The sequence below is a fragment of the Georgenia muralis genome (assembly GCF_003814705.1).
In the GTDB taxonomy this organism is placed as follows: Bacteria; Actinomycetota; Actinomycetes; order Actinomycetales; family Actinomycetaceae; genus Georgenia; species Georgenia muralis.
Window position 1 is genome coordinate 1,816,633 of sequence record NZ_RKRA01000001.1, and the last position, 21,674, is coordinate 1,838,306.

Annotated in this window: 21 protein-coding genes, 1 tRNA gene and 1 pseudogene; 11 read left to right on the top strand and 12 right to left on the bottom strand. The window is 72.2% G+C overall.

Going from position 1 to position 21,674, the window contains the following annotated elements:
* Positions 1–32: 32 nt before the first annotated feature.
* The 4 genes from EDD32_RS08055 to mobF form a co-directional block, all read right to left on the bottom strand.
* A complete protein-coding gene (locus tag EDD32_RS08055; RefSeq protein WP_123916489.1) occupies positions 33–518 on the bottom strand; it encodes an NUDIX hydrolase in 486 nt (161 codons plus the stop codon).
* A 341-nt stretch (positions 519–859) separates the two neighbouring features.
* Positions 860–1,177, bottom strand: a complete 318-nt coding sequence (locus EDD32_RS08060; protein WP_123916491.1) for a hypothetical protein — start codon at positions 1,175–1,177, stop codon at positions 860–862.
* A 216-nt stretch (positions 1,178–1,393) separates the two neighbouring features.
* Complete coding sequence (locus EDD32_RS08065) at positions 1,394–1,840, bottom strand: hypothetical protein (RefSeq protein WP_123916493.1); 447 nt, start codon at positions 1,838–1,840, stop codon at positions 1,394–1,396.
* A 92-nt stretch (positions 1,841–1,932) separates the two neighbouring features.
* Complete coding sequence (mobF, locus tag EDD32_RS08070; RefSeq protein WP_246006262.1) at positions 1,933–5,469, bottom strand: MobF family relaxase; 3,537 nt, start codon at positions 5,467–5,469, stop codon at positions 1,933–1,935.
* Positions 5,470–5,723: 254 nt separating this feature from the next.
* On the opposite strand from mobF, the gene EDD32_RS08075 reads away from it, so the two are divergent.
* From EDD32_RS08075 to lspA, 5 genes and pseudogenes are all read left to right on the top strand, one after another.
* Positions 5,724–6,152: an ArsR/SmtB family transcription factor gene (locus EDD32_RS08075; protein WP_123920350.1), complete on the top strand. Its 429-nt coding sequence runs from the start codon at positions 5,724–5,726 to the stop codon at positions 6,150–6,152.
* Positions 6,153–6,163: 11 nt separating this feature from the next.
* The gene (locus tag EDD32_RS08080) at positions 6,164–8,152 is read left to right on the top strand and encodes a heavy metal translocating P-type ATPase (RefSeq protein WP_123920352.1); all 1,989 of its coding nucleotides are present in this window, start codon (positions 6,164–6,166) and stop codon (positions 8,150–8,152) included.
* 147 nt (positions 8,153–8,299) lie between these two features.
* Positions 8,300–8,902 (top strand): cadmium resistance transporter, encoded by a 603-nt coding sequence (locus tag EDD32_RS08085; protein ID WP_123916495.1) that lies wholly within the window; start codon positions 8,300–8,302, stop codon positions 8,900–8,902.
* 60 nt (positions 8,903–8,962) lie between these two features.
* Positions 8,963–9,872 (top strand): annotated as a pseudogene (locus EDD32_RS08090) (cation diffusion facilitator family transporter).
* A gap of 30 nt (positions 9,873–9,902) precedes the next feature.
* Positions 9,903–10,403 carry a signal peptidase II gene (lspA, locus tag EDD32_RS08095; protein WP_123916497.1) on the top strand — a complete coding sequence of 167 codons (501 nt, stop codon included), beginning with the start codon at positions 9,903–9,905 and terminating at the stop codon, positions 10,401–10,403.
* Between the two features lie 476 nt (positions 10,404–10,879).
* Here the strand turns inward: lspA and EDD32_RS08100 are convergent, their stop codons facing one another.
* Entirely contained in the window at positions 10,880–11,572 is a 693-nt protein-coding gene (locus tag EDD32_RS08100; RefSeq protein WP_123916499.1) for a hypothetical protein, read from the bottom strand.
* 120 nt (positions 11,573–11,692) lie between these two features.
* On the opposite strand from EDD32_RS08100, the gene EDD32_RS08105 reads away from it, so the two are divergent.
* Positions 11,693–11,947, top strand: a complete 255-nt coding sequence (locus EDD32_RS08105; protein ID WP_123916501.1) for a helix-turn-helix transcriptional regulator — start codon at positions 11,693–11,695, stop codon at positions 11,945–11,947.
* On the top strand, positions 11,928–13,058 hold the full coding sequence (locus EDD32_RS08110) for a tyrosine-type recombinase/integrase (protein ID WP_123916503.1): 1,131 nt from the start codon (positions 11,928–11,930) through the stop codon (positions 13,056–13,058). Before EDD32_RS08105 ends, EDD32_RS08110 begins: the two co-directional genes overlap by 20 nt.
* A gap of 89 nt (positions 13,059–13,147) precedes the next feature.
* Here the strand turns inward: EDD32_RS08110 and EDD32_RS08115 are convergent.
* The 3 genes from EDD32_RS08115 to EDD32_RS08125 form a co-directional block, all read right to left on the bottom strand.
* Positions 13,148–13,221, bottom strand: a tRNA-Pro gene (locus EDD32_RS08115).
* A gap of 77 nt (positions 13,222–13,298) precedes the next feature.
* On the bottom strand, positions 13,299–14,123 hold the full coding sequence (locus tag EDD32_RS08120) for a metallophosphoesterase (RefSeq protein WP_123916505.1): 825 nt from the start codon (positions 14,121–14,123) through the stop codon (positions 13,299–13,301).
* An 89-nt stretch (positions 14,124–14,212) separates the two neighbouring features.
* Positions 14,213–16,654, bottom strand: coding sequence for a penicillin-binding protein (locus tag EDD32_RS08125; protein ID WP_123916507.1), 2,442 nt, complete (start codon positions 16,652–16,654; stop codon positions 14,213–14,215).
* Positions 16,655–16,911: 257 nt separating this feature from the next.
* Between EDD32_RS08125 and EDD32_RS08130 the strand changes: the two genes are divergently transcribed.
* Genes EDD32_RS08130 through EDD32_RS08140 form a run of 3 tightly spaced genes read left to right on the top strand, consistent with a single transcriptional unit; the run spans position 16,912 to position 17,909 of the window.
* Positions 16,912–17,253: a WhiB family transcriptional regulator gene (locus EDD32_RS08130; protein ID WP_123916509.1), complete on the top strand. Its 342-nt coding sequence runs from the start codon at positions 16,912–16,914 to the stop codon at positions 17,251–17,253.
* A gap of 36 nt (positions 17,254–17,289) precedes the next feature.
* Positions 17,290–17,454 carry a Sp36 family protein gene (sp36, locus tag EDD32_RS08135; RefSeq protein ID WP_123916511.1) on the top strand — a complete coding sequence of 55 codons (165 nt, stop codon included), beginning with the start codon at positions 17,290–17,292 and terminating at the stop codon, positions 17,452–17,454.
* Entirely contained in the window at positions 17,451–17,909 is a 459-nt protein-coding gene (locus EDD32_RS08140) for a RidA family protein (protein ID WP_123916513.1), read from the top strand. The genes sp36 and EDD32_RS08140 overlap by 4 nt, the downstream gene beginning before the upstream one ends.
* Before the next feature lie 30 nt (positions 17,910–17,939).
* On the opposite strand, the gene EDD32_RS08145 is transcribed toward EDD32_RS08140, so the two are convergent.
* Positions 17,940–18,617: a Crp/Fnr family transcriptional regulator gene (locus EDD32_RS08145; protein WP_170175247.1), complete on the bottom strand. Its 678-nt coding sequence runs from the start codon at positions 18,615–18,617 to the stop codon at positions 17,940–17,942.
* A gap of 112 nt (positions 18,618–18,729) precedes the next feature.
* Here EDD32_RS08145 and nth point away from each other — a divergent pair, with 112 nt between their 5' ends.
* The gene (gene nth / locus EDD32_RS08150) at positions 18,730–19,458 is read left to right on the top strand and encodes an endonuclease III (protein WP_123916514.1); all 729 of its coding nucleotides are present in this window, start codon (positions 18,730–18,732) and stop codon (positions 19,456–19,458) included.
* A gap of 8 nt (positions 19,459–19,466) precedes the next feature.
* On the opposite strand, the gene EDD32_RS08155 is transcribed toward nth, so the two are convergent.
* The 3 genes from EDD32_RS08155 to EDD32_RS08165 all read right to left on the bottom strand — a co-directional run bounded on the left by EDD32_RS08155 (position 19,467) and on the right by EDD32_RS08165 (position 21,405).
* Positions 19,467–20,390 (bottom strand): alpha/beta fold hydrolase, encoded by a 924-nt coding sequence (locus tag EDD32_RS08155; RefSeq protein WP_123916515.1) that lies wholly within the window; start codon positions 20,388–20,390, stop codon positions 19,467–19,469.
* A gap of 75 nt (positions 20,391–20,465) precedes the next feature.
* The gene (locus EDD32_RS08160) at positions 20,466–20,786 is read right to left on the bottom strand and encodes a branched-chain amino acid transporter permease (RefSeq protein ID WP_123916516.1); all 321 of its coding nucleotides are present in this window, start codon (positions 20,784–20,786) and stop codon (positions 20,466–20,468) included.
* Positions 20,776–21,405: an AzlC family ABC transporter permease gene (locus tag EDD32_RS08165; protein WP_123920356.1), complete on the bottom strand. Its 630-nt coding sequence runs from the start codon at positions 21,403–21,405 to the stop codon at positions 20,776–20,778. The genes EDD32_RS08160 and EDD32_RS08165 overlap by 11 nt, the downstream gene beginning before the upstream one ends.
* Positions 21,406–21,674 lie beyond the last annotated feature (269 nt).

A 21,674-nucleotide genomic window follows, 5' to 3' on the forward strand; every position in this document is an offset into this window, starting at 1 on the left:
CGAGTGGAGCCCTGCCTGCGGCGGGATGTGGCTCAGCGGGCGAAGAACGGCCCGCGAGCGGGGTCCTCGCGGAACGCCAGGGTGCGCGCCAGTCGCTCGCGGGAGGTCGCGGTGACGTCGTCGGGAAGCGCCCCGAGCGGGAACCAGCCCACCTCGGTGGACTCGTCGTCGCCCACGCGGGCCTCGCCGTCGACGTAGCGGCACAGGAACGTCAGGTCCAGGTACTGCGACTCGTCCCCGTTGGGGTAGGTCACGCGGTGGGTCGAGGACAGGTGGGCCAGCGCGACCACCTCGGCGACGACGCCGGTCTCCTCCTCCACCTCGCGCACGAGGCCCACGGCGGGCTCCTCGCCGGGCTCGAGGATGCCCGAGACGAGGGCCCACAGCCCGTTGTCGGCGCGACGGCCGAGCAGGAGCCGGTCGTCGTCGTCCAGGACGACGCCCGTCACCCCGGGCAGCCACAGGAGGTCGTGACCGATGTGGGAGCGGAGGTGGGCGACGAAGGGCGGGACGGGCACGGCACCGAGCCTAGTGGCCTGCACCCCCGGACTCCCTGCGCGCGGAGGTCCCCTGGGTCAACCCTCCGGCGGGGAAGAGGAAGGGCCGCAGACCCACGCGTGCGCGGATCTGCGGCCCTTCCGTCTGTCGGGGTGGCGGGATTCGAACCCACGACCTCTTCGTCCCGAACGTGCCGTGTGCGGTGTTTCCGCTGGTCCCACGGGCCCGCAGGGTGTCTGCTGGGCCGTCCGGTGCGCCCTCGGGGTGATTCCTGGGTGAGCGGCTCGGCGTGGTTGGAAGCCTCTGCGGAGAGGTTCGACGCCGGTGGCGGCGCACGGCAACACCTTGAGCGACTGTGTGCCTACTTGCCGTCGGGTGACCCGGCCACCGGCGCCTCTAGCTGATCGGAGAGGCGAATTCTCCAGTCGTGGGGCCCTCGGCGCCCCAGCGGCAGGTTGAGGAAGCTGCGCACCTCGTTGATCGACATACGAGCCTCGACCGCAATGTGGTCGGGCGAGAGACCGGCACTGTGCGCGGCCTGCACGGCGCTTCCGACCCGCTCTGTCGACCAGTCACCACCCGCCTGTGCGGACTTGGTCAGTGAGAGGAGCCCCCCCTCAAGTGCCTCCCGCTGCTCCTCCTCGAGGTCACGAGCAGGCTCGAGCCACTCGTCCGTCATCCCGAACCTCCAGCCCTTCACGAGTCGCTCAGGTACCCCGTCTCGGGATCAATATTGGCGAGAAAGCCACGCACTGCTTCCTCGAGTGTCTCAGCCGGCAAGGGGGCCATGGCCCGAGGTTCCCAGAGTGAAGCGAGAGACCGCGTTGGCCGGAAGCCAGGCGAAGTCGTAGACCCCGGCGCTCCCTCCGCCGCTAGCGCGGACGAACCTCCGGCGTCACAGGTAGACAGATCCGTCGGCGGCGATTGTGCCGGACTGGATGCTCGGGCCGTGTCCGTCCCGGCGGGTCAAGTCCGTGCGCTCGGTGGTGTCCGTGCTCTTGTCGCCGGAGCGGAGATATTCCAGCCCGTTGGTGAGGAACTCTTGGTTAATGATCCCCGCGCGACGTAGCGCCACGAGGTCGGTGGCCTTGAGTTCTGCGAGGACTGATCCGTTCAGCATTTGCCGGTGGCGCAGCATCGCTAGCTCGAAGGCCGCTTCGGGAGCTCCCTCGCCCTCGCCAGGGGGCCAGTTGAACTCGGTGTTTGTGCCGGCCTTGATCAGAGCAATGTCGGCGGTGGTGAGGTATCCACTCTTCATGTCGCCGTGCAGCGTGGGGCGCACATGTGCCAAGGGTTGGGCGTGGGTTGTGCTGTTCGACGCGACGATGGGGCCGATGTTCATGAGCATCCCCTCCCGAGAGTGGGTTTGGACAGGACGTCTGCCCTAGTGGACTCATCGGTGGCGATACACCAAACGTGAGGCTCTGCCAGTGCCTACAGGCGCGGCCCGAGGTCACGGCGAGGACCGAGCCGACGCGCGGGAGGCGGCGATGCCTGGCCGTGGGCTTCGAGCGCTCGTGCCTTCAGCGTGGCTCCGGGCATCCGTTTGGAAGCGGCGGGTCTGGCAGTCTGGAGGAGGAGTTGCGCGGCCGCGGTGACGGGTAGGGCGTCGGTCGCGGCGAGTAGGTGGCGTGCTTCGTCCGCGCGGCGGCGCCACTCAGCGGCGCGAGCGTCGACGGTGCTCGGCGGCTGGCCGTTGCCGATGCTGCGCCACAGCGCCGCCCGTGCGTCCGCGTGGCGGGCGGTGAGTTCCTGTAGCTGCCGGTGTGCGTGGGCGGCGTCCTGCCGCGCTTCGACGACTCGGGGGTGGGCGTCGGCTCGCCGCGCGGCGACGGCCTCGGCCCAGGAGTGGGTATCGACCATCGCGGGCGGCACCGCCCCCCAACGTCGCAGCATCACGTCCTCGGCCGCCTGGTGTGCCAGGTCGGCCTCACGCGCGGTTCGGGCTGCGGCCCGCCGACCGAACCGGCCTGAGCCCTGCAAGGCGCGGCTGGCATGCCACATGCGCTCTTGGGCGGTCTGGTAGTCGGTGGCGTCTGCGCTGGCCTCGGCGAGCAGCCGCGCGGCTACCTGGTCCCGGACCCGAGAAGCGTGTGCGTCGGCGGCGGCGAGGATCTGGGCGTGACGTGCGTACTCGGTCTGGTGGGCGGCGGTCTGCCGGGCGAGCGCGGCAACAGCGTCCTTCCAGGCGGCGGCCTGCTCATCGGCGTGCGCGATCTGCTGGGTGAGCCGGGCCCGCTCGGCGGCGACAAGCAGCACCGGCCCGTCGGCGGTCAGGCCCGTGACGGCGTCCTGCGCAGCGCGGGTCGCCTCCCACAGGCCGCGGTCAGCGCGGTCACGCTCAAGCGCGGCAACGAACTGCTCCCGGGCGTCATCCAGATCCGCAGCGACTACATGGAGCATGTTCTGAGCGCGGCCGCGGGTCATGCCGACGTAGACCCCGGCGGCGTCGAGGGCGTCGGACAGCACCGTGTGCGCCGCAGTCACAGTCACGCCCTGCACCCCGTAGGCGGTGGCGGCGTAGGCCAGGTGCGCGTGCTCGGCCAGATACTCCGCCGGTAGCCGCACGGCGGGCGGGTGCCTGCGCCCGCTCCCGTGCTCGGTCACCCAGGCCGCGCCGTCGTCCTCGACGCGGCTCACGGTCCAGGTCTGCCGGTTGGCGATCTTCAGGACGCTGTCGTTGCGACGGGTCTGGATCACGTCTCCAATGCCGATCGACAATCCGTCGGACCCGGCCGTGGTACGTGCGTCATCGACCAGGCCCCGGCGCACCCGCTCGCCGCGGATTCGCGCGTTCAGCTCGCGCGCCTCCTCGTTCGTCGCGGTCGTGATCGCCTCGCCGTCCCGCGCGGTGGCGGCGATGGTCTCCTGCACGGCATCGGTGCTCTCGTGCACGCGGACGAGGCCGAGCGCGTCCAGGTGGTCGAACAGCTCCGCGGGGTGCTCACCGGCGCGCATGCGCACCGTGAGGTCGGCGTAGGCGGGGTCGGTGAAGCGGTGGACGCTTGCCATGTCGTAGGTCGTGCCGGCGAGCTGGGCGGCCAGGTCGAGCACGCCGCCCCGGCCGACGGCGGGCAGCTGGGCGCGGTCACCGACCAGGGCGAGGGTCGCGCCGGCCTCGCCGGCGATGGTCAGCAGGGCCAGGGCGGTGTCCTGGTCGAGCATCCCGGCCTCGTCGACCACGATCCGCTCGCCCGGATGCAGTCGCGCCGCCGGTGGTGGGCCGGGGTAGGCGGTGCCGGTGTCCGGGTCGGTGTCACTAACATCGAGGCGGGTCCAGACGCCGTCGGCGTTCCACCGCCACCCGTTGGCGTGGACGAGCTTGGCCACGCTGCCGGCCGGGACGCCGAGCTCCTGCGCGGCGACGGCTGCGGCCTTCTTCGTCGGGGTCACGATGCGGGTCGGGCGGCCCTGAACGGCGGCGGCGCGGATCGCGGCGCCGAGCATGGTGGTCTTACCCGCCCCGGCCGCGCCCTCCACGACCACGAGCGCAGCGTCGGAGGCGATAGCGGCGGCCGCGCGGACCTGTTCCGCGTCCAGGCCGCGCCCGTGCGCCACCCGGATCATGTTGGGCGGCGGGGGTGCGTCGGCGGTGGTGCGGGCGGCCAGCAGGTCGCGCAGGTGCGTCTCGACCGCGATCACGCGCAGGCTCGTCAGGTGCGCGACATGGTCCGGCGCCGCGGCGCCGGGCGGCAGCACCGACAGGCAATCCTGAACGGCGAGCCGGGTGGTGATCGTGATCAGCTCGGACACCGCCTGCGGGGTCGCGCGGACCTCGGCCTCGGTGATGAGGCGCGTGACGTGCTCCTGGACGGTGTGCCGGGTCCACGTCGACGCCGCGGCCGCGCACCGGTCCAGCGCGCGGTTCGCGACCTGCTGCACCCGCAGCTCGTCCAGCTCGCGCGGTGGGCGGCAGTGCACGCGTGGGAGGTCCGCGGTGTAACCGGCCTCGTCTAGCTCGCGCCGCCAGCCGGCCTCGCTGCCGAGCCGTGACGGCTTCTTGCTCGGGCGCTGGTGATCCCAGGCCATCGCCTGTAATCGGGCACTGACCCCCGGGCCGGGCTCCCGGCCGGGGTGGGCGGCCTCCCACTGCGCAATGAACACCGCGAGGTTGCGTGCGACCTGGCCAGCGCGCTTGCTCATCACCGCGTTGAACGGTTCCAGCTCCGCCACCTCGCCGGAGACCGGATCGAGTGTCAGGCCGTGGGCGTCGAGCACTGCGGCCAACTGCGGGTGGGCCGCCAGCACCGCGGTGCCCAGCGCCCGGATCGCCCCTAGCTGGCGGAACAGGGCCGCGGTGTCCAGGCCGCGCCACGCGCCACGGGCCCACACCCGGGTGCCGATCTGCAGGTGGATGTGCCGGTGCGGGTCACCGGCGCGAGACGTCCGGTGCGAGATGCCCACCGTCTGCAGCCGCTCGACCGGCACGACCTCCTGGTTCCCGCGCGGGCCGACGCGGGTGACCGAGTGCTGCCCGAGCCACGAGCGGATCGCGACCACGGCGTCGCGCTGCGCGGCATCCAGCGCCGCCGACACCTCCGGATGCAGCGCCGCGGCGATCGACAGCGACTTGGGAGTGTTCACGACCATCTCCGCGAACCGCGGAGACCCTTGCCGGCCACCGCCAGCCTGGCGGGCCATACCCATCGCCTCCCCGCTAATCGGGTCGACCCAATCGACCCAGCCCGCATACTCCACGGGTGTCAGCGGGCGATCATCCATCGCCATCCCGGTGCCGTCGACCACGGAGAACTCCGCTTGCGCGGCGCCGGCCTCCAGGTAGTACTCGTCCGCCCGCGAGCGGTCCGCCTCGAGGTAACGACGCGCGGCAGTCCCCGTCCCTCGGAACAGGATCACTCCGCCGCGCACGCCGACCCCCTCGTCGCGTGTACTTGCAACTACCGAAGGTAGCATACGTCCATTCGCGCGGGACAGCGGGCAGTAGGGAGAACTGCGAATTGGCGACGGCACGCGCAGCAACCGCCAGTAAGCGCAGGTGCACGGAGCAAACGCCCTGCCCGGCGAGCTCGGAAACAGGTGCGCACCGCTCAGTTAGCGCCTTGAGCCGACCAGAAGCGCTGGACACGGGTACTGCGACTCTCACCGAGGGGTTCACCTGCGGGCGCGGTTCCGTAGAAGCCGCCCCTGATATGGACCTCCGATTGGGCTACAGGCGGGTCAACTTGCTCCCGAATGCCGTACGGCGCTAACATCGTGCCGTGTCGATGCCAACGCAAAGGCTTGATGTAAAGCAGGAGCGGGGTGCGGTGGACCCGGCAACCTTGGCGCCGGCCGCCGCGCTGTTCCATGGCCTGTCGGATCCGACCAGGTTGGCGATCTTGCAGCACCTGACGGTGGGGGAGCACCGGGTGCGGGACCTGACCGAGCACCTGGGGCTGGCGCAGTCGACGGTGAGCGCGCACCTGGCGTGTCTGCGCGAGTGCGGCCTGGTGGACTCGCGCCCGCAGGGCCGGGCGTCGATGTTCTCGCTGACCACCGCCCCCGAGCTGCTCGAGGTGCTGGCGGCCGCGGAGCAGCTGCTGGCCGCCACGGGGTACGTCGTCGCGCTGTGCCCCAACTACGGCATCGGCACCTCCGGGAACCCGGCGCCGGAAGACCTGAAGTCCCACCGCGCGGATGAGAGTGAGCAGTGAGCGATACCAAGATGACCCGGCGGGACGCGGAGGACGAGGACCACGTCGACGACGTCAACGCCGCCCGTGACGACGACGACGATGACGACGACGACGAGGACGTCGACCACATCTGGCAGGTCCGGGAGATCCGCCTCGGTGTGCTGTCCGGGGTGCTGCTGCTCGCGGGATTCCTGCTGGGCCGGGCGGGTCAAGAGGGGTGGGAGCTCGGCCTGAGCATCGCCGCCCTGGTCGCCGGTGGGGCGACGTTCGTGCCGGAGACCTTCGAGAAGCTGTTCAAGGGCAAGATCGGCGTCGACCTGCTCATGACCATCGGCGCCGCCGGCGCCACCGTCCTGGGCCAGGTCGAGGAGGCAGCGACGCTGGCCTTCCTGTACTCCCTGAGCGAGGGCCTGGAGGAGTACTCCGTCGCCAAGACCCGCAAGGGCCTGCGCGCCCTGCTCGACCTGGTCCCGCGCGAGGCCACCGTCCGCCGCGACGGCACCGAGCTGGTGGTCGATCCCGCCGAGCTCGTGGTCGGGGACCGGATGCTCGTCAAGCCCGGTGAGCGCCTGGCCACCGACGGCATCGTCCGGGCCGGCCGCACGGCCCTGGACACCTCAGCGATCACCGGGGAGTCGATGCCGGTCGAGGCCGGCCCCGGCGATGAGGTCTTCGCCGGCGCCATCAACGGCACCGGCGCCCTGGAGGTCGAGGTCACCACCACGGCCGAGAACAACTCCCTGGCCCGCATCGTCCACATCGTCGAGTCCGAGCAGTCCCGCAAGGGCGCCACCCAGCGCCTGGCCGACAAGATCGCCAAGCCGCTGGTGCCCGGCATCCTCATCGCCGCGGTCCTCATCGCCGTCCTCGGCGCCATTGTCGGCGACCCCGGCCTGTGGCTGCAGCGGGCCCTGGTCGTGGTCGTCGCCGCCTCCCCGTGCGCGCTGGCCATCTCCGTGCCCGTCACGGTCGTGGCCTCCATCGGGGCCGCCAGTAAGCACGGGGTGCTGGTCAAGGGCGGCGCCGCGCTGGAGACACTGGGCACGGTGCGCACCATCGCCCTGGACAAGACCGGCACGCTGACCCGCAACGAGCCGGTGGTCATCGACGTCGCCGCGGCGCCGGGCCACACCCGCGAGGAGGTGTTGTCCCTGGCCGCCGCCCTGGAGGCGCGCAGCGAGCACCCGCTCGCCCGCGCCATCCTGGCCGCCGCCGACACCGTCCCCGCCGCCGAGGCCGTCGAGGCCGTGACCGGCGCCGGCCTGACCGGCACGATCACCGGCCAGGTACTGCGGCTGGGCCGCCCGGGCTGGGTCGAGCCCGGGACGCTGGCCGCGGACGTCACCCGCATGCAGCAGGCCGGCGCCACCGCCGTGCTCCTCGAGGTCGACGGCGCCGTGATCGGCGCGATCGGCGTGCGCGATGAGCTACGGCCCGAGGCCGCCGACGTCGTCGCCGACCTGCGCGCGCAGGGGTACACCGTCGCGATGCTCACCGGCGACAACGCCACCACCGCCAAGGCCCTGGCGGCCGATGCCGGCGTCACCCAGGTCCACGCCGACCTGCGCCCGGAGGACAAGTCCCGCCTGGTGGGCCAGCTCCGCGACTCGGGCAGGGCCACCGCGATGGTCGGCGACGGCGTCAACGACGCCCCGGCCCTGGCCACCGCGGACCTGGGCGTGGCAATGGGTGCGATGGGCGCCGACGTGGCCATCGAGACCGCGGACGTGGCCCTGATGGGCGACGACCTGCGGCTGCTGCCCGGGGCCTTCGCCCACGCCCGCCGCACGCGGCGGATCATCCTGCAGAACGTCGTGCTGTCCCTGGTGCTGATCGCGATCCTGATCCCGCTCGCCTTCGCCGGCGTGCTGGGCCTGGCCGCGGTGGTCCTCGTGCACGAGATCGCCGAGGTCTTCGTCATCGCCAACGGCGTTCGGGCCGGGCGGTCCAAGGACCTGCGCACCATCGCCGCCCCGACGGCGGCGCCCGCCGCGACGCCCGTCGCCGCCCAGAGCTGACGGCAGGGGGCCGGCGGGCACCGCCCGCTAGCCCCAAGAATTCCCGGCCGGGGGAGGGCCGTGGCCGCACGAGCACGGCCCTCATCCCTGCCCGGTCATCGCACACCCGTGCCGACACCAGCGCCGGCGCTTCACCGAAAGGCAGTCATGGATCTGCTCACCCCGGCCCTGCAGGCGATCGGCCTGTTCCTGGCCACCAACATCGACGACATCATCGTGCTGTCGTTGTTCTTCGCCCGCGGCGCCGGCATGCGCGGCACCACGGGGAAGATCCTCGCCGGTCAGTACCTCGGCTTCGGCGCCATCCTCGCAGCCTCGGTCCTCGTCTCCCTGGGCGCGGCCACCTTCCTGCCCGAGGAGGCGATCGCCTACTTCGGCCTGATCCCGCTGGCGCTCGGCCTGTACGCGGCCTGGAAGGCCTGGCGCGGGGACGACGACGATGACGACGACGAGAAGATTGCCGGCAAGGCGATCAGCGCGTGGACCGTCGCCGGTGTCACCTTCGCCAACGGCGGGGACAACATCGGCGTCTACGTCCCGGTCTTCGTCACCGTGGGCACCGGGGCGATCGTGGCCTACTCGATCGTGTTCCTCCTTCTGGTGGCCGTGCTCGTGCTGCTGGCGAAGTTCGTGGCCACCCGGAAGCCGATCGCCGAGATTCTCGAGCGTTGGGAGCACGTGCTGTTCCCGCTCGTCCTGATCGGCCTGGGCGTAGTCATCCTCGTCGAGGGCGGCGCCTTCGGCCTGTAGCGCCACCCCGAACGGCCTGCAGACCACCCGGCGACCTCGGCGAGATCCCAAGGAGACAAGGTGACTCACGACCACGCACACGAGCGCCCCACCTACCGAGGGCGGTTGGCCATCGCGTTCGCGATCACTGCCACCATCCTGGTTGCCGAGGTCGCCGGTGCCTGGTGGACCGGCAGCCTGGTCCTGCTCGTCGACGCCGGCCACATGCTCGCCGATGCCGGTGGGCTGCTCATGGCCCTGGTCGCGGCCTCCCTCGCGATGCGGCCGGCCACAGCCCGGCGCACCTGGGGTTACCGGCGCGCCGAGATCCTCGCCGCCGGCGCCCAGGCCACCGTGCTGCTCGCCGTTGGTGTTTACGCCTTCGTCGAGGGCGTCCAGCGCCTGTTCGCCCCGCCCGAGGTCACCTCGACCGGCCTGCTCGTCTTCGGCGTCATCGGCCTGCTGGGCAACATCGCCTCCATCGCCGTGCTCAGCGCCGGGCGCGGCGCGAACCTGAACATGCGGGCCGCTTTCCTCGAGGTCGTCAACGACGCCCTCGGTTCCGTCGCGGTGATCGTCAGTGCCGTCGTCATCGCCCTGACCGGATGGACCCGCGCGGACGCCGTGGCCGGCATGCTCATCGCCGTCCTCATCGTCCCGCGCGCCGTGACCATCCTGCGCGAAGCCGGCAGCGTGCTCCTCGAGTCAACCCCCAAGGGCCTAGACCTGGACCAGGTCAGCGGCCACATCCTCGCCGTGCCGCACGTCCTGGGCGTCCATGACCCTGCACGCCTCCCAGATCGCCACCGGCCTGCCGGTCCTCACCGCACACGTTGTTCTCGACGACTCCTGCTTTCAGGACGGGCATGCGCCGGAGATGCTTCACCAGCTCCAGGTCTGCGTGGCCGACCACTTCCCGGTCACCGTCGAGCACTCCACCTTCCAGCTCGAACCCGCCACGCACGTCGAGCACGAGCCCACGGCGCACTAACGCACCCGACGAAAAGTAAGGAACGTCGCGATGACCGCCAACGCACCGGCCCGGACCGCCAGGGTGGCCCGGGCGCGCATCGCCCTTGCCGTCACCGTCGCGCTGCTCGCCGCGGTGGACCTGAGCCTCAAGGCGTGGGCGGGCGGGGCCCTGGCCGACGGTCAGACGGTGGACCTCGGGCCCCTCCAGCTGCGCCTGGTCTTCAACTCCGGGGTGGCGTTCAGCCTCGGCGCCACGTTGCCCGCCGGTGTCGTGCTTGGTGTCACCGGCCTAATTATCGTCGCGCTGGCGGTGTTCGCCTGGTGGGCTACCCGCACCGCTACGCTGCCCGCGCGGCTGGCGCTGGCCGCGATCCTGGCCGGCGCGGTGGCCAACCTGCTCGACCGCGCCGCCGACGGGGTGGTGACCGACTATCTGCACACCGGCTGGTTCCCCACCTTCAACCTGGCCGACGTCTTCATCACCGCCGGGGCCGCGGCGCTGGTCCTGGTTAGCCTCACCGGCAGCGACAGGGCCGAGGACCCGGTGTGACCCTCCACGACGACGTGTGGCGGTCGGGCGGGCTGGCCTGGCTTGGTTCATCGTGGCGTGGCTTAGGACGTCAGCGGGCATCGACGACGTAGCCGCCGGGGTGCTGTCGAACTCCATGGCGTTGATCGGGTTCGGCGTCCAGTCGTTAAGGTCTTCGTCGCCGTGGTGGGATCTGGCGGGCGCGTGCCGGCGCGCGCGCACCGCAGCGACCGCCGCTTTGCGCCATCATGTGCGCATTCACGGCCCACCATCCCGCCGGCCACTGCTCCACTGCCCCGGCAAGTCCAGGGCGGCGTCCGCGTGCATGTGGCGGTATGTGCTAACTCATGTGCTACCGGCCCTGTAGATCGGTGAATCACGACGTTGTCATCCAGAGACCGACCCGTCCAAACCCCAGTGGTTGCGCGCCAAAACGCCGATCCGTGATCCCGCCCGTGAGGGGCTCGCGAACAGTTCGAACCCCTACTCCGCCAACGCTAGCCGGCGCGCCCCCGGCGCCCGGGCGGCAGCAGTCCGCGGGCGCGAGCCTTCGCGACCCAGCCTTGGGCGGTGCTGAGTGCGACGCCGCTGAGCTCGGCCATGGTCGCCGAGGGGTTGGCGTCGCCGTTAGCTGTGAGGCGGCCGTGCTGGAGTGCGACGAGTTCGTAGAAGTCGGGGGTCTGCTTCGGGTCACCTAGTGGCTTGAGTAGGTCCCGTTCGGCGATCTTGCGGCCACTGGGTAGCTCGATCTTGCCGCCGGTGAGGGTGGTGGCTCGCTTCATGGCGAACAGGCGCTGGTTGATCGCTGCTTCGATGCGCGCGGTCGGTAGCTCTCGCAGCAGCTGGCTGGTGATCGGGTCTCCCGGGCGCCAGGGCAGGTAGACGACGCCGGTGATGCGGACCTCCTCGGGGACGCCGAACAGCTGGCGCTGAAGCCTGAGGTACACGCGCGTCGCCGTGGCGGTGTGTTCGATGTAGCGCCAGCGGCCGTCGACGGTCTCGTTCTGCTCGGAGCCCATGCGCGCCTGGCGCTGCTCCTCGTCGACGGTCTGGTCGTCGTAGCCGAGCAGGGCGTCAATCTCGCCGCTGGCGTCATCGGCTCGCTCTCCGGGGAACCGGTTCGGCAGGTGCCAGCCGGCCGGCAGGTCGTCCTGGACGAGCAGCCCGTCGTAGGTCTGATCGCCGGTCACGCGAGGAACTGTCGGCATGCAAAGCAGCGTACCGGGCCTGCGGCCCTCAACTCATGTACTTGCCGCTACGTGGCTGCTGTGCTGTAATGTCGTGTACCTGCGAGGACGTGAGGTATTGCGATGGGTGAAGCGCCCGTGGTTGATCTCGCCGATCGGCTCCTGCGCACGCAAGAGGTCGCGGCATGGCTTGCTGTCTCCAAGTCGACGCTGGTGCGCTGGCGTCAGTCGCTCGAAGGTCCACAGGTCTACTGGCTCGCCGACGGCGTGCCTCGCTACCGTGCGTCCGACGTGGAGCGGTGGCTGAGTGGGCGCTCCGCCGCTCGCCCCCGGGCGCCGCGGCGTGGAGGGAGGCGTCGTGCCGGCTCGGCGCGGTGACAAGTGGGAGGGCCGTCTCAAGATCGGCGGTCAGGTCGTCAGCACCCGACGCTTCGAGACAAAGCGGGCGGCGACCGACTGGGAGCGTCGGCAGCGTAGTGCCTTCGACGAGCACGGCTACGACCCGAGCCGGGGCAAGGTCGCGGTCGAGGTGCTGCTGAACGCATGGCTCGAGCAGCGGGAGGGGCGCGTCAGTCGCACGACGCTGAACACCGACCGTTACCTCCTCCCGACCCGTGGCCAGGAGTCCGGCAGGGCCGGGACTGAGCCGGTCCTGCCGATCTGGTTCCGCAAGGTCCACGTCGGCAAGGTCACCGGCGCCGCGATCAGCACCTGGCAGGACGGCCTGCTGGCGCGCGGGCTGGCACCGACCTCGGTGAAGCGACACCGTGAGTCGCTGTCGTCGTTCTTCGCCTGGTGTGTCTCCGAGGGCTACATCGCGGCCAACCCGGTCAAGGCGGCGGCGCCGCCGAAGGATCGCCGTGCCCGCGAGGACATGCGCCCCCTGCCCTCGCACGAGTTCGACGCCGTCGTCGCCCAGCTCTCCGAGATCAGCGAGGTCTACGCGGACCTTGTCCGGGTGCTCGGGCGGACCGGGATCCGGTGGGGCGAAGCCCGGGCGATCCTGGTCCGGGACTTCATCGAGATGCCGATGCCCGTGCTGCACGTCGTCCGGAACCAGCCCGAAGGCACGGCCGCAGCGAAGACCCCGAAGTCGGGCAGAGGGCGACGAGTGCCGCTGCCGGACGCACTCGTGCCCGTGCTGCGTCGCTTCGCCGACGGCAAGCGCCCGGACGACCTGCTGCTGACGCGACCTGGCGGCGGCCAGCTCCACCGCTCGATGTTCGTCCGGCAGACCGGGTGGAGCGACGTCGGTCGCGGCCGTACGCTTCACGACCTGCGGCACACCGCGGCCTGCGAGTGGATCCTGCGCGGCGTACCCCTCACGACCGTCCAGGCGTGGCTTGGGCACGGCTCAATCGAGATCACCGCCCGATACCTCCACCACCTCGGCGACTCCGCCGACCGCTCCGCGCTGCAGCTGCTCAACGGCGGCTCGGCGGGGCATGCCCGACCACCGCGTCCAGCGGCCGGGGTGATTTTGGGGTGATTCACCGCTGCCGGAGCGCGGGCGACGCCGGCGAACGGCAAAGCCCCTGGTCTGCGTTACCGCAGACCAGGGGCCTCACTTCTCTCCGGTCGGGGTGGCGGGATTTGAACCCACGACCTCTTCGTCCCGAACGAAGCGCGCTACCAAGCTGCGCCACACCCCGGTGGAACCGGTTCAGGATAGCCGACCGGTGCCGTCGGCGTGAAACCGGCGCGGTGAGACCCACGCCACGTCCAGGTGTCAGCGCGGGAGGAGGGTGAGCAGGCTCGCCTCGGGCCGGCACGCGAAGCGGAACGGCGCGTACGGGCTGGTCCCCAGGCCCGCCGAGACGTGCAGCCAGGTCGACCCGGCACCGCCGGGCGCGTCCGGGCGCAGGCCCGGCCAGCCGTGCAGGCCCGAGGCCCGGCCCCGGTCCAGGTCGGAGTTGGTCACCAGCGCCCCGTAGAACGGCACGCAAAGCTGGCCGCCGTGGGTGTGCCCGGCGAGGACGAGGTCGCAGCCGTCGCCGGCCATGGCGTCCAGCACCCGGGTGTACGGGGCGTGGGAGACGCCGAGGTGCAGGTCCGCCCGGGGGCCGGGCGCGGGGAACGCGTCGCGGTCCAGGTGCGGGTCGTCCACCCCGACGAAGGAGACCGTCCGGCCACCGAGCTCGAGCGTCACGCGGGTGTTGGTGAGGTCGCGCCACCCGGCGCGGCGGAAGGCGGCGGTCATCTCCCGCCACGGCAGCTCCTCGGGGTCCTCGTGCGCGGTGCGCGCGTCGGGCAGGAGGTAGCGGGCGGGGTTCTTCGGCCGGGGGGCGACGTAGTCGTTCGAGCCGAGCACGAAGACCCCCGGACGGTCCATGAGCGGGGCGTAGGCCTCGAGGAGGGGACCGAGGGCGTCGTCGTGGGCGAGGTTGTCCCCGGTGGTGACGACGAGGTCCGGCTCGAGCCGGGCGAGGTCGCGCACCCAGGCGACCTTGTCGCGCTGGACCGGGGTCAGGTGCAGGTCCGACAGGTGCAGGACCCTCAGCGGCTGCTCACCGGGGCCCAGGACGGGCACGTCGTAGCGGCGCAGCGTGAACATCGACGTCTCCGCCCACGCCCACGCGAGTGCCCCGGCCGCCGCGGCGGCGGCGCCTCCCGCGACGGCGGCGAGGCGGTGGCCGACGGCGCTCAGCCGTCTCCCTCCCCGCGGTTGCCGCTGTTGCCCGGGTCCTCCGGGGGCTGGGCGGGCGGTTCCTCGGCCGGCGGTGGCTCCTCGGCCGGCGGGGGCTCGGGGGCCGGCGCCGGGGCGGGAGCGGGGGCCGGCCCTGCGCTCGGGACGATGACGACGCTCGAGCCGGGGCTCACCCGGGTGCCGGCGGCGGGGTTGGTCGCGGCGACCGCGCCCGCCTGCCAGTCGGAGAAGACCGCGCCGCCGACGACCGGCTGGAGCCCGGCCGCGGCCAGGATGGCCTGGGCGTCGGCGACGCTGCGGCCCACGACCTCCGGGACGCCCACCCGTTCGCCGAACAGGGCGGTCTCGCCCGCAGCGGGGAAGCCGACGTGCCCAGTACCGGCGAGCGCGCGGGCGGTGTAGGCCCCCCACGTCCGGGCCGGGTAGGAGCCGCCGAAGACGAACTCGTTGTACGTCCCGGCGATCACCGCGTCGAACATGGAGATGTTGCCCTCCTGGTGGCCCATCCACACCGCGGAGGCCAGCTGGGGGGCGTACCCGACGAACCACGCGGCCGAGTCGTCGTTCGCGGTCCCGGTCTTGCCGGCCACCGGTCGGCCGTCGGGCTGGACGGCGTTGCGGCCGGTCGAGCCGCGCTCGTTCGTCACCACCCGCTGGAGGGCGTGGTTGACGCCGTTGACGATCTCCGGCTCGAGCGCCTGGCTGCAGGAGGCCTCCGGCGCGGGCATCTCGTTGCCCGCGCGGTCGGTCACCGCGGTGATCGCCACCGGCTCGCAGGAGACGCCGCCGGCCGCCAGGGTCGCGACCGCCTCGGCCATGCTCAGCGGAGTGACGTTGTTGGACCCCAGGACCGCCGAGGGGTTGGGCTGCAGCGGCTGGCCGTCGCCGCGCTCGACGCCCATGCGGGCGGCGTTGTCCAGCACGCCGCACAGGTCCATCTGGTTGGCCATCTCGACGAACGTGAGGTTGACCGACTGCCGGGTGGCCTCGAGCACGCTCATCCGGGGTCCGCCGACGCCCTCGAGGTTGTTCGGCTCGTAGTCGTCGGCGTAGGTGGGGTTGCACGAGATGTTCCACGACTCGCGCGGGTACATCCGCTTGTTGGAGACCACCTGGTCGTTGAGCGTGTGACCCGTCCGCAGCCACTCGATGAGCGTGAAGATCTTGAACGTCGAGCCGGACTGGAAGCCCACGCCGCCGCCCATCGAGCGTCCGACGTTGAGGTTGACCCTCGTCGCGGAGGGGTCCTCCTCCGTGGCCGAGCCGAAGTTCGTGTTCTGGGCCATCGCGAGGATCTTGCCCGTGCCGGGCTCCACCGAGGACAGCGCCATCTTGATGCCCGAGGCGTCGTTGATCGGCACCGACGCCGTGACGGACTCGAAGGCCGCCTGCTGCTTGCCCGGGTCGAGGGTCGTCTTGATGACGAGGCCGCCGCGGTAGAGCAGCTGGCGGCGCTCCTCCGCGCTGGCGCCCCAGGCGTCGTTCTGGAGCAGGTCCTTGACGACGTACTCGCAGAAGTAGGCGGCGTTCCCGGCCGCCGCGCACCCGTTGGGGGTGGCGGAGACGTTGAGCATCTCCTCGATCGGCAGCGCGACGGCGGCGTCGAACTCCTCCTGGGTGATGAAGCCCTGGTCACGCATCGTCGCCAGGACGGTGTCGCGTCGGATCTTGGCGCCCTCGGGGTTGCGTACGGGGTCGTGCCGCGCGGGGGACTGCGTGATGCCCGCGAGCATGGCCGACTCCGGGATCGTCAGCTCCGAGGCGTTCTTGGAGTAGTAGTAACGCGCGGCGGCCTGCACGCCGTACTGGGAGGGCCCGAACTGGGCGAGGTTGAGGTAGCCGGCGAGGATGTCGTCCTTGCTCACCTGCTGCTCGAGGCCGATGGCGAGGCGGGCCTCCTCGAGCTTGCGACCCAGCGTGGTCTCGGTCGCGGCGGCGATCGCCTCCGGGTCCTCGGCGACCTTGCCGGCCTCGATGAGGACGTTCTTGACGTACTGCTGGGTCAGGGTGGAGGCCCCCTCGAGCGGGCCGCCGGCGAGATTGTTCACCAGCGCGCGGAGCATTCCCTCGGGGTCGATGCCCTTGTGGTCGTAGAAACGGCGGTCCTCGATCGCGACGACGGCGTCGCGGACGTAGGGCGAGATCTCCTCGAGGGGCACCACGACACGGTTGTCGGCGTAGATGGTGGCCAGGACCGAGCCGTTGGCGTCGAGGATGACGCTCTGCTGCGACGGCTGGGGGATGGCGAGCTCGCTGGGGAGGTCGTCGAACAGGTCGGTGGTCGCCTGGCTCACCGAGCCCACCGCGCCGACGGCGGGCATGACGAGGGCCGCGGTGAGCAGGCCACCCGTGGCCGCGACGACGACGAAGGCGAGCAGCATGACCAACAGCTGCAGGGGACGGACGGCCCGGCCGGACGCGGAGGGGGTCGACGACATGCCTCCAGCGTACGTGGCGCCGGGCCCGGGGCGCCCCGGCAACGCTCCCGGGACGGCGTAAACACATCGTCGGCCGAAATTCAATCCCTCATCTGGGGGAGGAATTCAGGGCCGGATCCGGATAATTTACGGGCCAGAGGTCCCGGTTCGGTCACAGCCCTTCCGTGGGACTGTATCCAGGGATAACGTCAGGTCGAGACAAAATACCTGCCGCGGGTCGGCGGAGGGGGATTCTGTCCTTCGACGTAGGAGGTGCCATGAAGGTCGACGACGACCAGACCTGGGCGTCACGCGCGGCCTGCGCCGGCAGCGAGCCCGACGCGCTCTTCGTGCGCGGTGCCGCGCAGCGGGAGGTCCGAGAGCTGTGCTTCGCCTGCCCGGTGAGGATGGAGTGCCTCGCCGACGCGCTGAACTCCCAGACGACCTTCGGGGTCTGGGGCGGGCTCACCGAGCGTGAACGCCGGGCGCTGCTGCGCCGCTACCCCGAGGTCGCCGACTGGTCGAGCTGGCTCGAGCGCGAGGACGACGAGCTCATCGCCGAGCTGCGGGCGCAGCGGGCGCCTCGGATCATCGCCCGGATGCGCTCGCACACGGGCTGAGGAGGCACGTTTCGCCGTGGCTCCTAGGATGTCGGCATGACGACCTGGGAGTACGCGACGATCCCCCTGCTCATCCACAACACCAAGGCGATCCTCGACCAGTGGGGTGCGGACGGGTGGGAGCTCGTCCAGGTGGTGCCCGGCCCCGCCGGCTCCAACAACCTCGTGGCCTACCTCAAGCGCCCGGCGGGGGAGCGGTGAGCACCGGTGAGCGCCTCGCCGCCCTCGGCCTGACCCTGCCTCCCGTGGCCGCGCCCGTGGCGGCCTACGTCCCGGCCGTGCGCTACGGCGACCTCGTCCAGACCTCCGGCCAGCTCCCGCTCGTCGGCGGTGCGGTCACCGTCACCGGGAAGGTGGGCGCCGGCGTCTCCCCGGAGGAGGCGACGGCCGCGGCGCGCACGTGCGCGCTCAACGCCCTGGCCGCGGTCGCGGACCTCGTGGGCGACCTCGACGAGGTCGTGCGCGTCGTCAAGGTCACCGGCTTCGTCGCGTCCGACCCCTCGTTCACCGGTCAGCCGGGCGTCGTCAACGGCGCGTCGGAGCTCCTCGGCGAGGTCTTCGGGGACGCCGGGCGGCACGCCCGCTCCGCCGTCGGCGTGCCCGTGCTGCCCCTGGACGCCGCCGTCGAGGTCGAGCTGCTCGTCCAGGTCCGCTGACCCCTCGTGAGGTCCGCTGAGCCCTGGCGCTCAGCGGGCCCGGCGGCGCAGCCGGTCGACGTCGAGGAGCAGGACCGCGCGACCGTCCAGGCGGATCCACCCGCGCGAGACGAACTCCGCGAGCGACTTGTTGACCGTCTCGCGGGAAGCCCCGACGAGCTGGGCGAGCTCCTCCTGCGTGAGTTCGTGCGGCACGTAGAGGCCCTCGTCGGTGCGCTCGCCGAACCGGTCGGCCAGGTCCAGCAGCGCCTTGGCCACGCGTCCGGGCACGTCGGAGAAGACGAGGTCCGCGAGTGCGGTGTTGGTCCGGCGCAGCCGCTGGGCGAGGGCGCGGAGCATGTGCTTGGCCAGCTCGGGACGGGTGTCCAGGAAGGCCATGAGGTCCTTGTGCTGGAGCTCGAGCAGGTGCGTGGGGGCCACGGCCGTGGCCGTCGTCGAGCGCGGGCCCGGGTCGAAGAGGGTCAGCTCGCCCAGGATCTCGCCCGGGCCGAGGACGGCGAGCAGGTTCTCCCGGCCGTCGGGCGCGGTGTGGCCGAGCTTGACCTTGCCGTCGATGAGCACGTAGAGCCGGTCGCCCGGGTCGCCCTCGTTGAAGAGGATCTCGCCACGGCGCAGGGAGGTCTCGGTCATGACGGAGCGCAGCTCGGACTGGTCCTGCTCGGCGAGCGCCTCGAACAGGGGTACTGAGCCGATCACGTTCTCTTCCACGGTGGTCCCTTCCGGCGAGTCCGTGCGGCGTCGGCCGCGACGTGACCATCCTGCCACCGCAGGTCACGGCAGGCACGGACACCGGCCGACGGGCGCGCCGTAGGCTGCCCGCATGGATGCAGCGCCTGCCGTCCCGGCCCGCCGGGCCCGCCGTCCGCGCTCGCTGCGGGCGGCCCGCGCCCAGGCGCTCGAGGTCGACCGGCGGCTCACCCTCGCCTGGCCCGACGCGCACTGCGAGCTCGACTTCCGCACCCCGCTCGAGCTGCTCGTGGCCACGGTCCTCTCGGCGCAGACGACCGACAAGCGGGTCAACGCCGTCACGCCGGAGCTGTTCGCCCGCTACCCGGACGCCGGCTCGTACGCTGGCGCCGACCGCGCCGAGCTCGAGGACCTCCTGCGCCCGCTCGGCTTCTTCCGGGCAAAGGCGCAGTCGCTCATGGGCCTGGGTGCGGCGCTGGTGGCCGACCACGACGGCGTCGTCCCCGGCACGCTCGCCGAGCTCGTGCGGCTGCCGGGGGTGGGTCGCAAGACCGCGAACGTGGTCCTCGGCAACGCGTTCGGCGTGCCGGGCATCACGGTCGACACCCACGTCGGCCGGCTCGCGCGACGGCTGGGCTGGACGGAGGAGAAGGACCCCGTCAAGGTGGAGAGCCGCATGGCCGAGCTGCTTCCCGCGGAGGTCTGGACGATGGCCTGCCACCGGCTGATCTTCCACGGACGGCGCGTGTGCCACTCGCGGCGGCCGGCGTGCGGGGCGTGCGTGCTGGCCGACCTGTGCCCGTCCTACGGCGAGGGGGAGACCGACCCCGAACGGGCGCAGGCGCTGGTGAGCCGGGGCTGACGGGGCGCTCAGCGCCCCACGGGCGCGTGCTCCGTGAGGAAGGCCAGCAGCAGGTCGCTGACGGCGTCCGAGGCCTCCTCGGGCAGGAAGTGCCCGGCGTCGTCGAGGACCTCCTGGCGCAGGGGCGCGCGGACGAGGTCCGCGTCCCGACCGAACGCGCGAGCGCCCATGAGGGGGTCCTGGCGGCCGCGGACGGTGAGGACCGGCACCCGGACCGGCGCGGCGAGCGCCGCGAGGTAGCGCCGGCCGTCGGCACGCGGCGTGGAGCGCGCCAGCCAGCGGAAGTGCTCCATCGCGCTGTGCGCGGCGAACGGCAGGCCCATCGCCTCGGTGTACAGCGCAGCCTGCGAGGTGGCGCCGTCGTTGCCCGGCGCGGACCACCGGCGCAGGAGCCGGGCCACGAGGTCCCCCTCGCGCAGGGCCCGCTCGGGGAACCACGGCACCTGGAACGCGGCCATCGTGCCGAGCGCACCCCACGGCAGGGCGGTGCCCGGGCGGTGGAGGGGCACCGGGTGGGGGTTGGCGAGGGTGACGACGGCGCGGGTCAGGTCCGGGGCCAGGGTGGGCATCGACCAGGCGACGGTGCCCCCGAACCCGTGACCGACGACGACCGCGCCCGCCGCGCCCAGGGAGCGGATGACCCCGGCGACGTCGCGGGCCAGGACGGCGGTCTCGTGCCGGCGCGGGGGTTTGTCGGAGCCGGCGAAGCCGCGCAGGTCCATGGCCGCGACCCGGTACCCGGCGTCGGCGAGCACGGGGATCTGGTGGCGCCACGCCCACCAGAACTGTGGGAACGCGTGCAGGAGGACCACGACGGGGTGTCCCTCGCCGGTGGGCCCGGCGAGCGCGACGTGGAACTGGGCGCCGTTCGCGGCGACGTTGCGGTGCTCCCACGGCCCGGGGACGAGGACGCAGCTCGAGTCGGCAACCACGTCCGGTCACGCTACCTGGTGCCCGGCCCCGCCCGTGCCTGTCACGGGGGCGCGGCGGGCGCCGTGTGCCCTCCCTCACACGAGGGCGACGAGCCCGACGTAGACACCTGTCCCGGCGACGATGCTCAGCAGGGCGTTGCGGCGCCACAGGTGAAGGCCGGCCGTCACGGCCACGGCCACGAGCTCGGGCAGCCCGTGCGGGGCGGCGGTGAGGTCCACCTCGGACAGCGTGTAGACGACGAGGACCGCCATCACCCCCAGCGGCATGGTGCGACCGAGGTAGCCGACGGCGCGCGAGCCGCCCATGCGCCGCAGGAGCAGGAACGGTGCCAGCCGGAGGGCGTAGGTGACCGCGAAGATCACCAGGAGGGTCAGGAGGATTCGCTCAGGTGTCATGGCCGCCGCCCAGGGCGAACCGTGCGAGCAGGACCAGGACGAAGGCGGTGAGGGCGATGACGAGCATGCTCCCCGGCGCCACCACGAGCGCGAGAGCGGCGCAGGCGAGCGCGACCACCAGCGTGGGGACGTCGGGGGAGGCGCGGAAGGCGTCGATCGTCAGGACGACGAAGAGCGCGGTGAGCGCGAAGCCCATGCCCTCCACCTGGAGCCCGAGCCGCGACCCGAGCAGCGCCCCGGTCGTCGAGCCGGCGACCCAGTAGGCGTGGCAGAGGATCTCGGTGGCCAGCACGCGCGTGCCGGTCAGCTGGGCGTGCGGGCGGGTGGCGAGGAGGGCGTAGGCCTCGTCGGTCAGCGCGTGGACGCCGTAGAGGCGGCCGGCGGTGGAGCGGATCTCGAGCAGCGGGAAGCTCAGGCCGTAGAAGACGTGCCGGAAGTTGACGAAGAACGTCGTCAGCGCCACCTGGGCCAGGCCGACCCCGCCGGTGACGAGGGAGATGGCGAGGAACTCCATGGAGCCGGCGTAGATGAGCACGGAGAAGACCGGCGCCCACCACCAGGCCAGGCCGCTGCCGACCAGGAGGATCCCGAACGCCGCGCCGAGCGGGAGGTACCCCATCCCGACGGCGGCCGTGTCCCGGACCGCGGCGGCGACCTCGCGCCGCTGCGCGGACGCGGCGGGGACGTCGGGCTCGGGCACGGGCCCAGGGTACGAGCGTGCGCCGGACGGCCGGGCCGGCGTCCGGGAGCAGGGCCGGCCGTGGTGGTCCAGGGTGGCGTCGGAGGAGGGTCGGCCGTGGTGGCGCCGTCGGGGGAGGCCGGGCCGTGGTGGTGCAGCGCCGTGGCCTGAGGTCCGGCCGGCGGCACGCTCTCCGCGCCCGGTGCCCC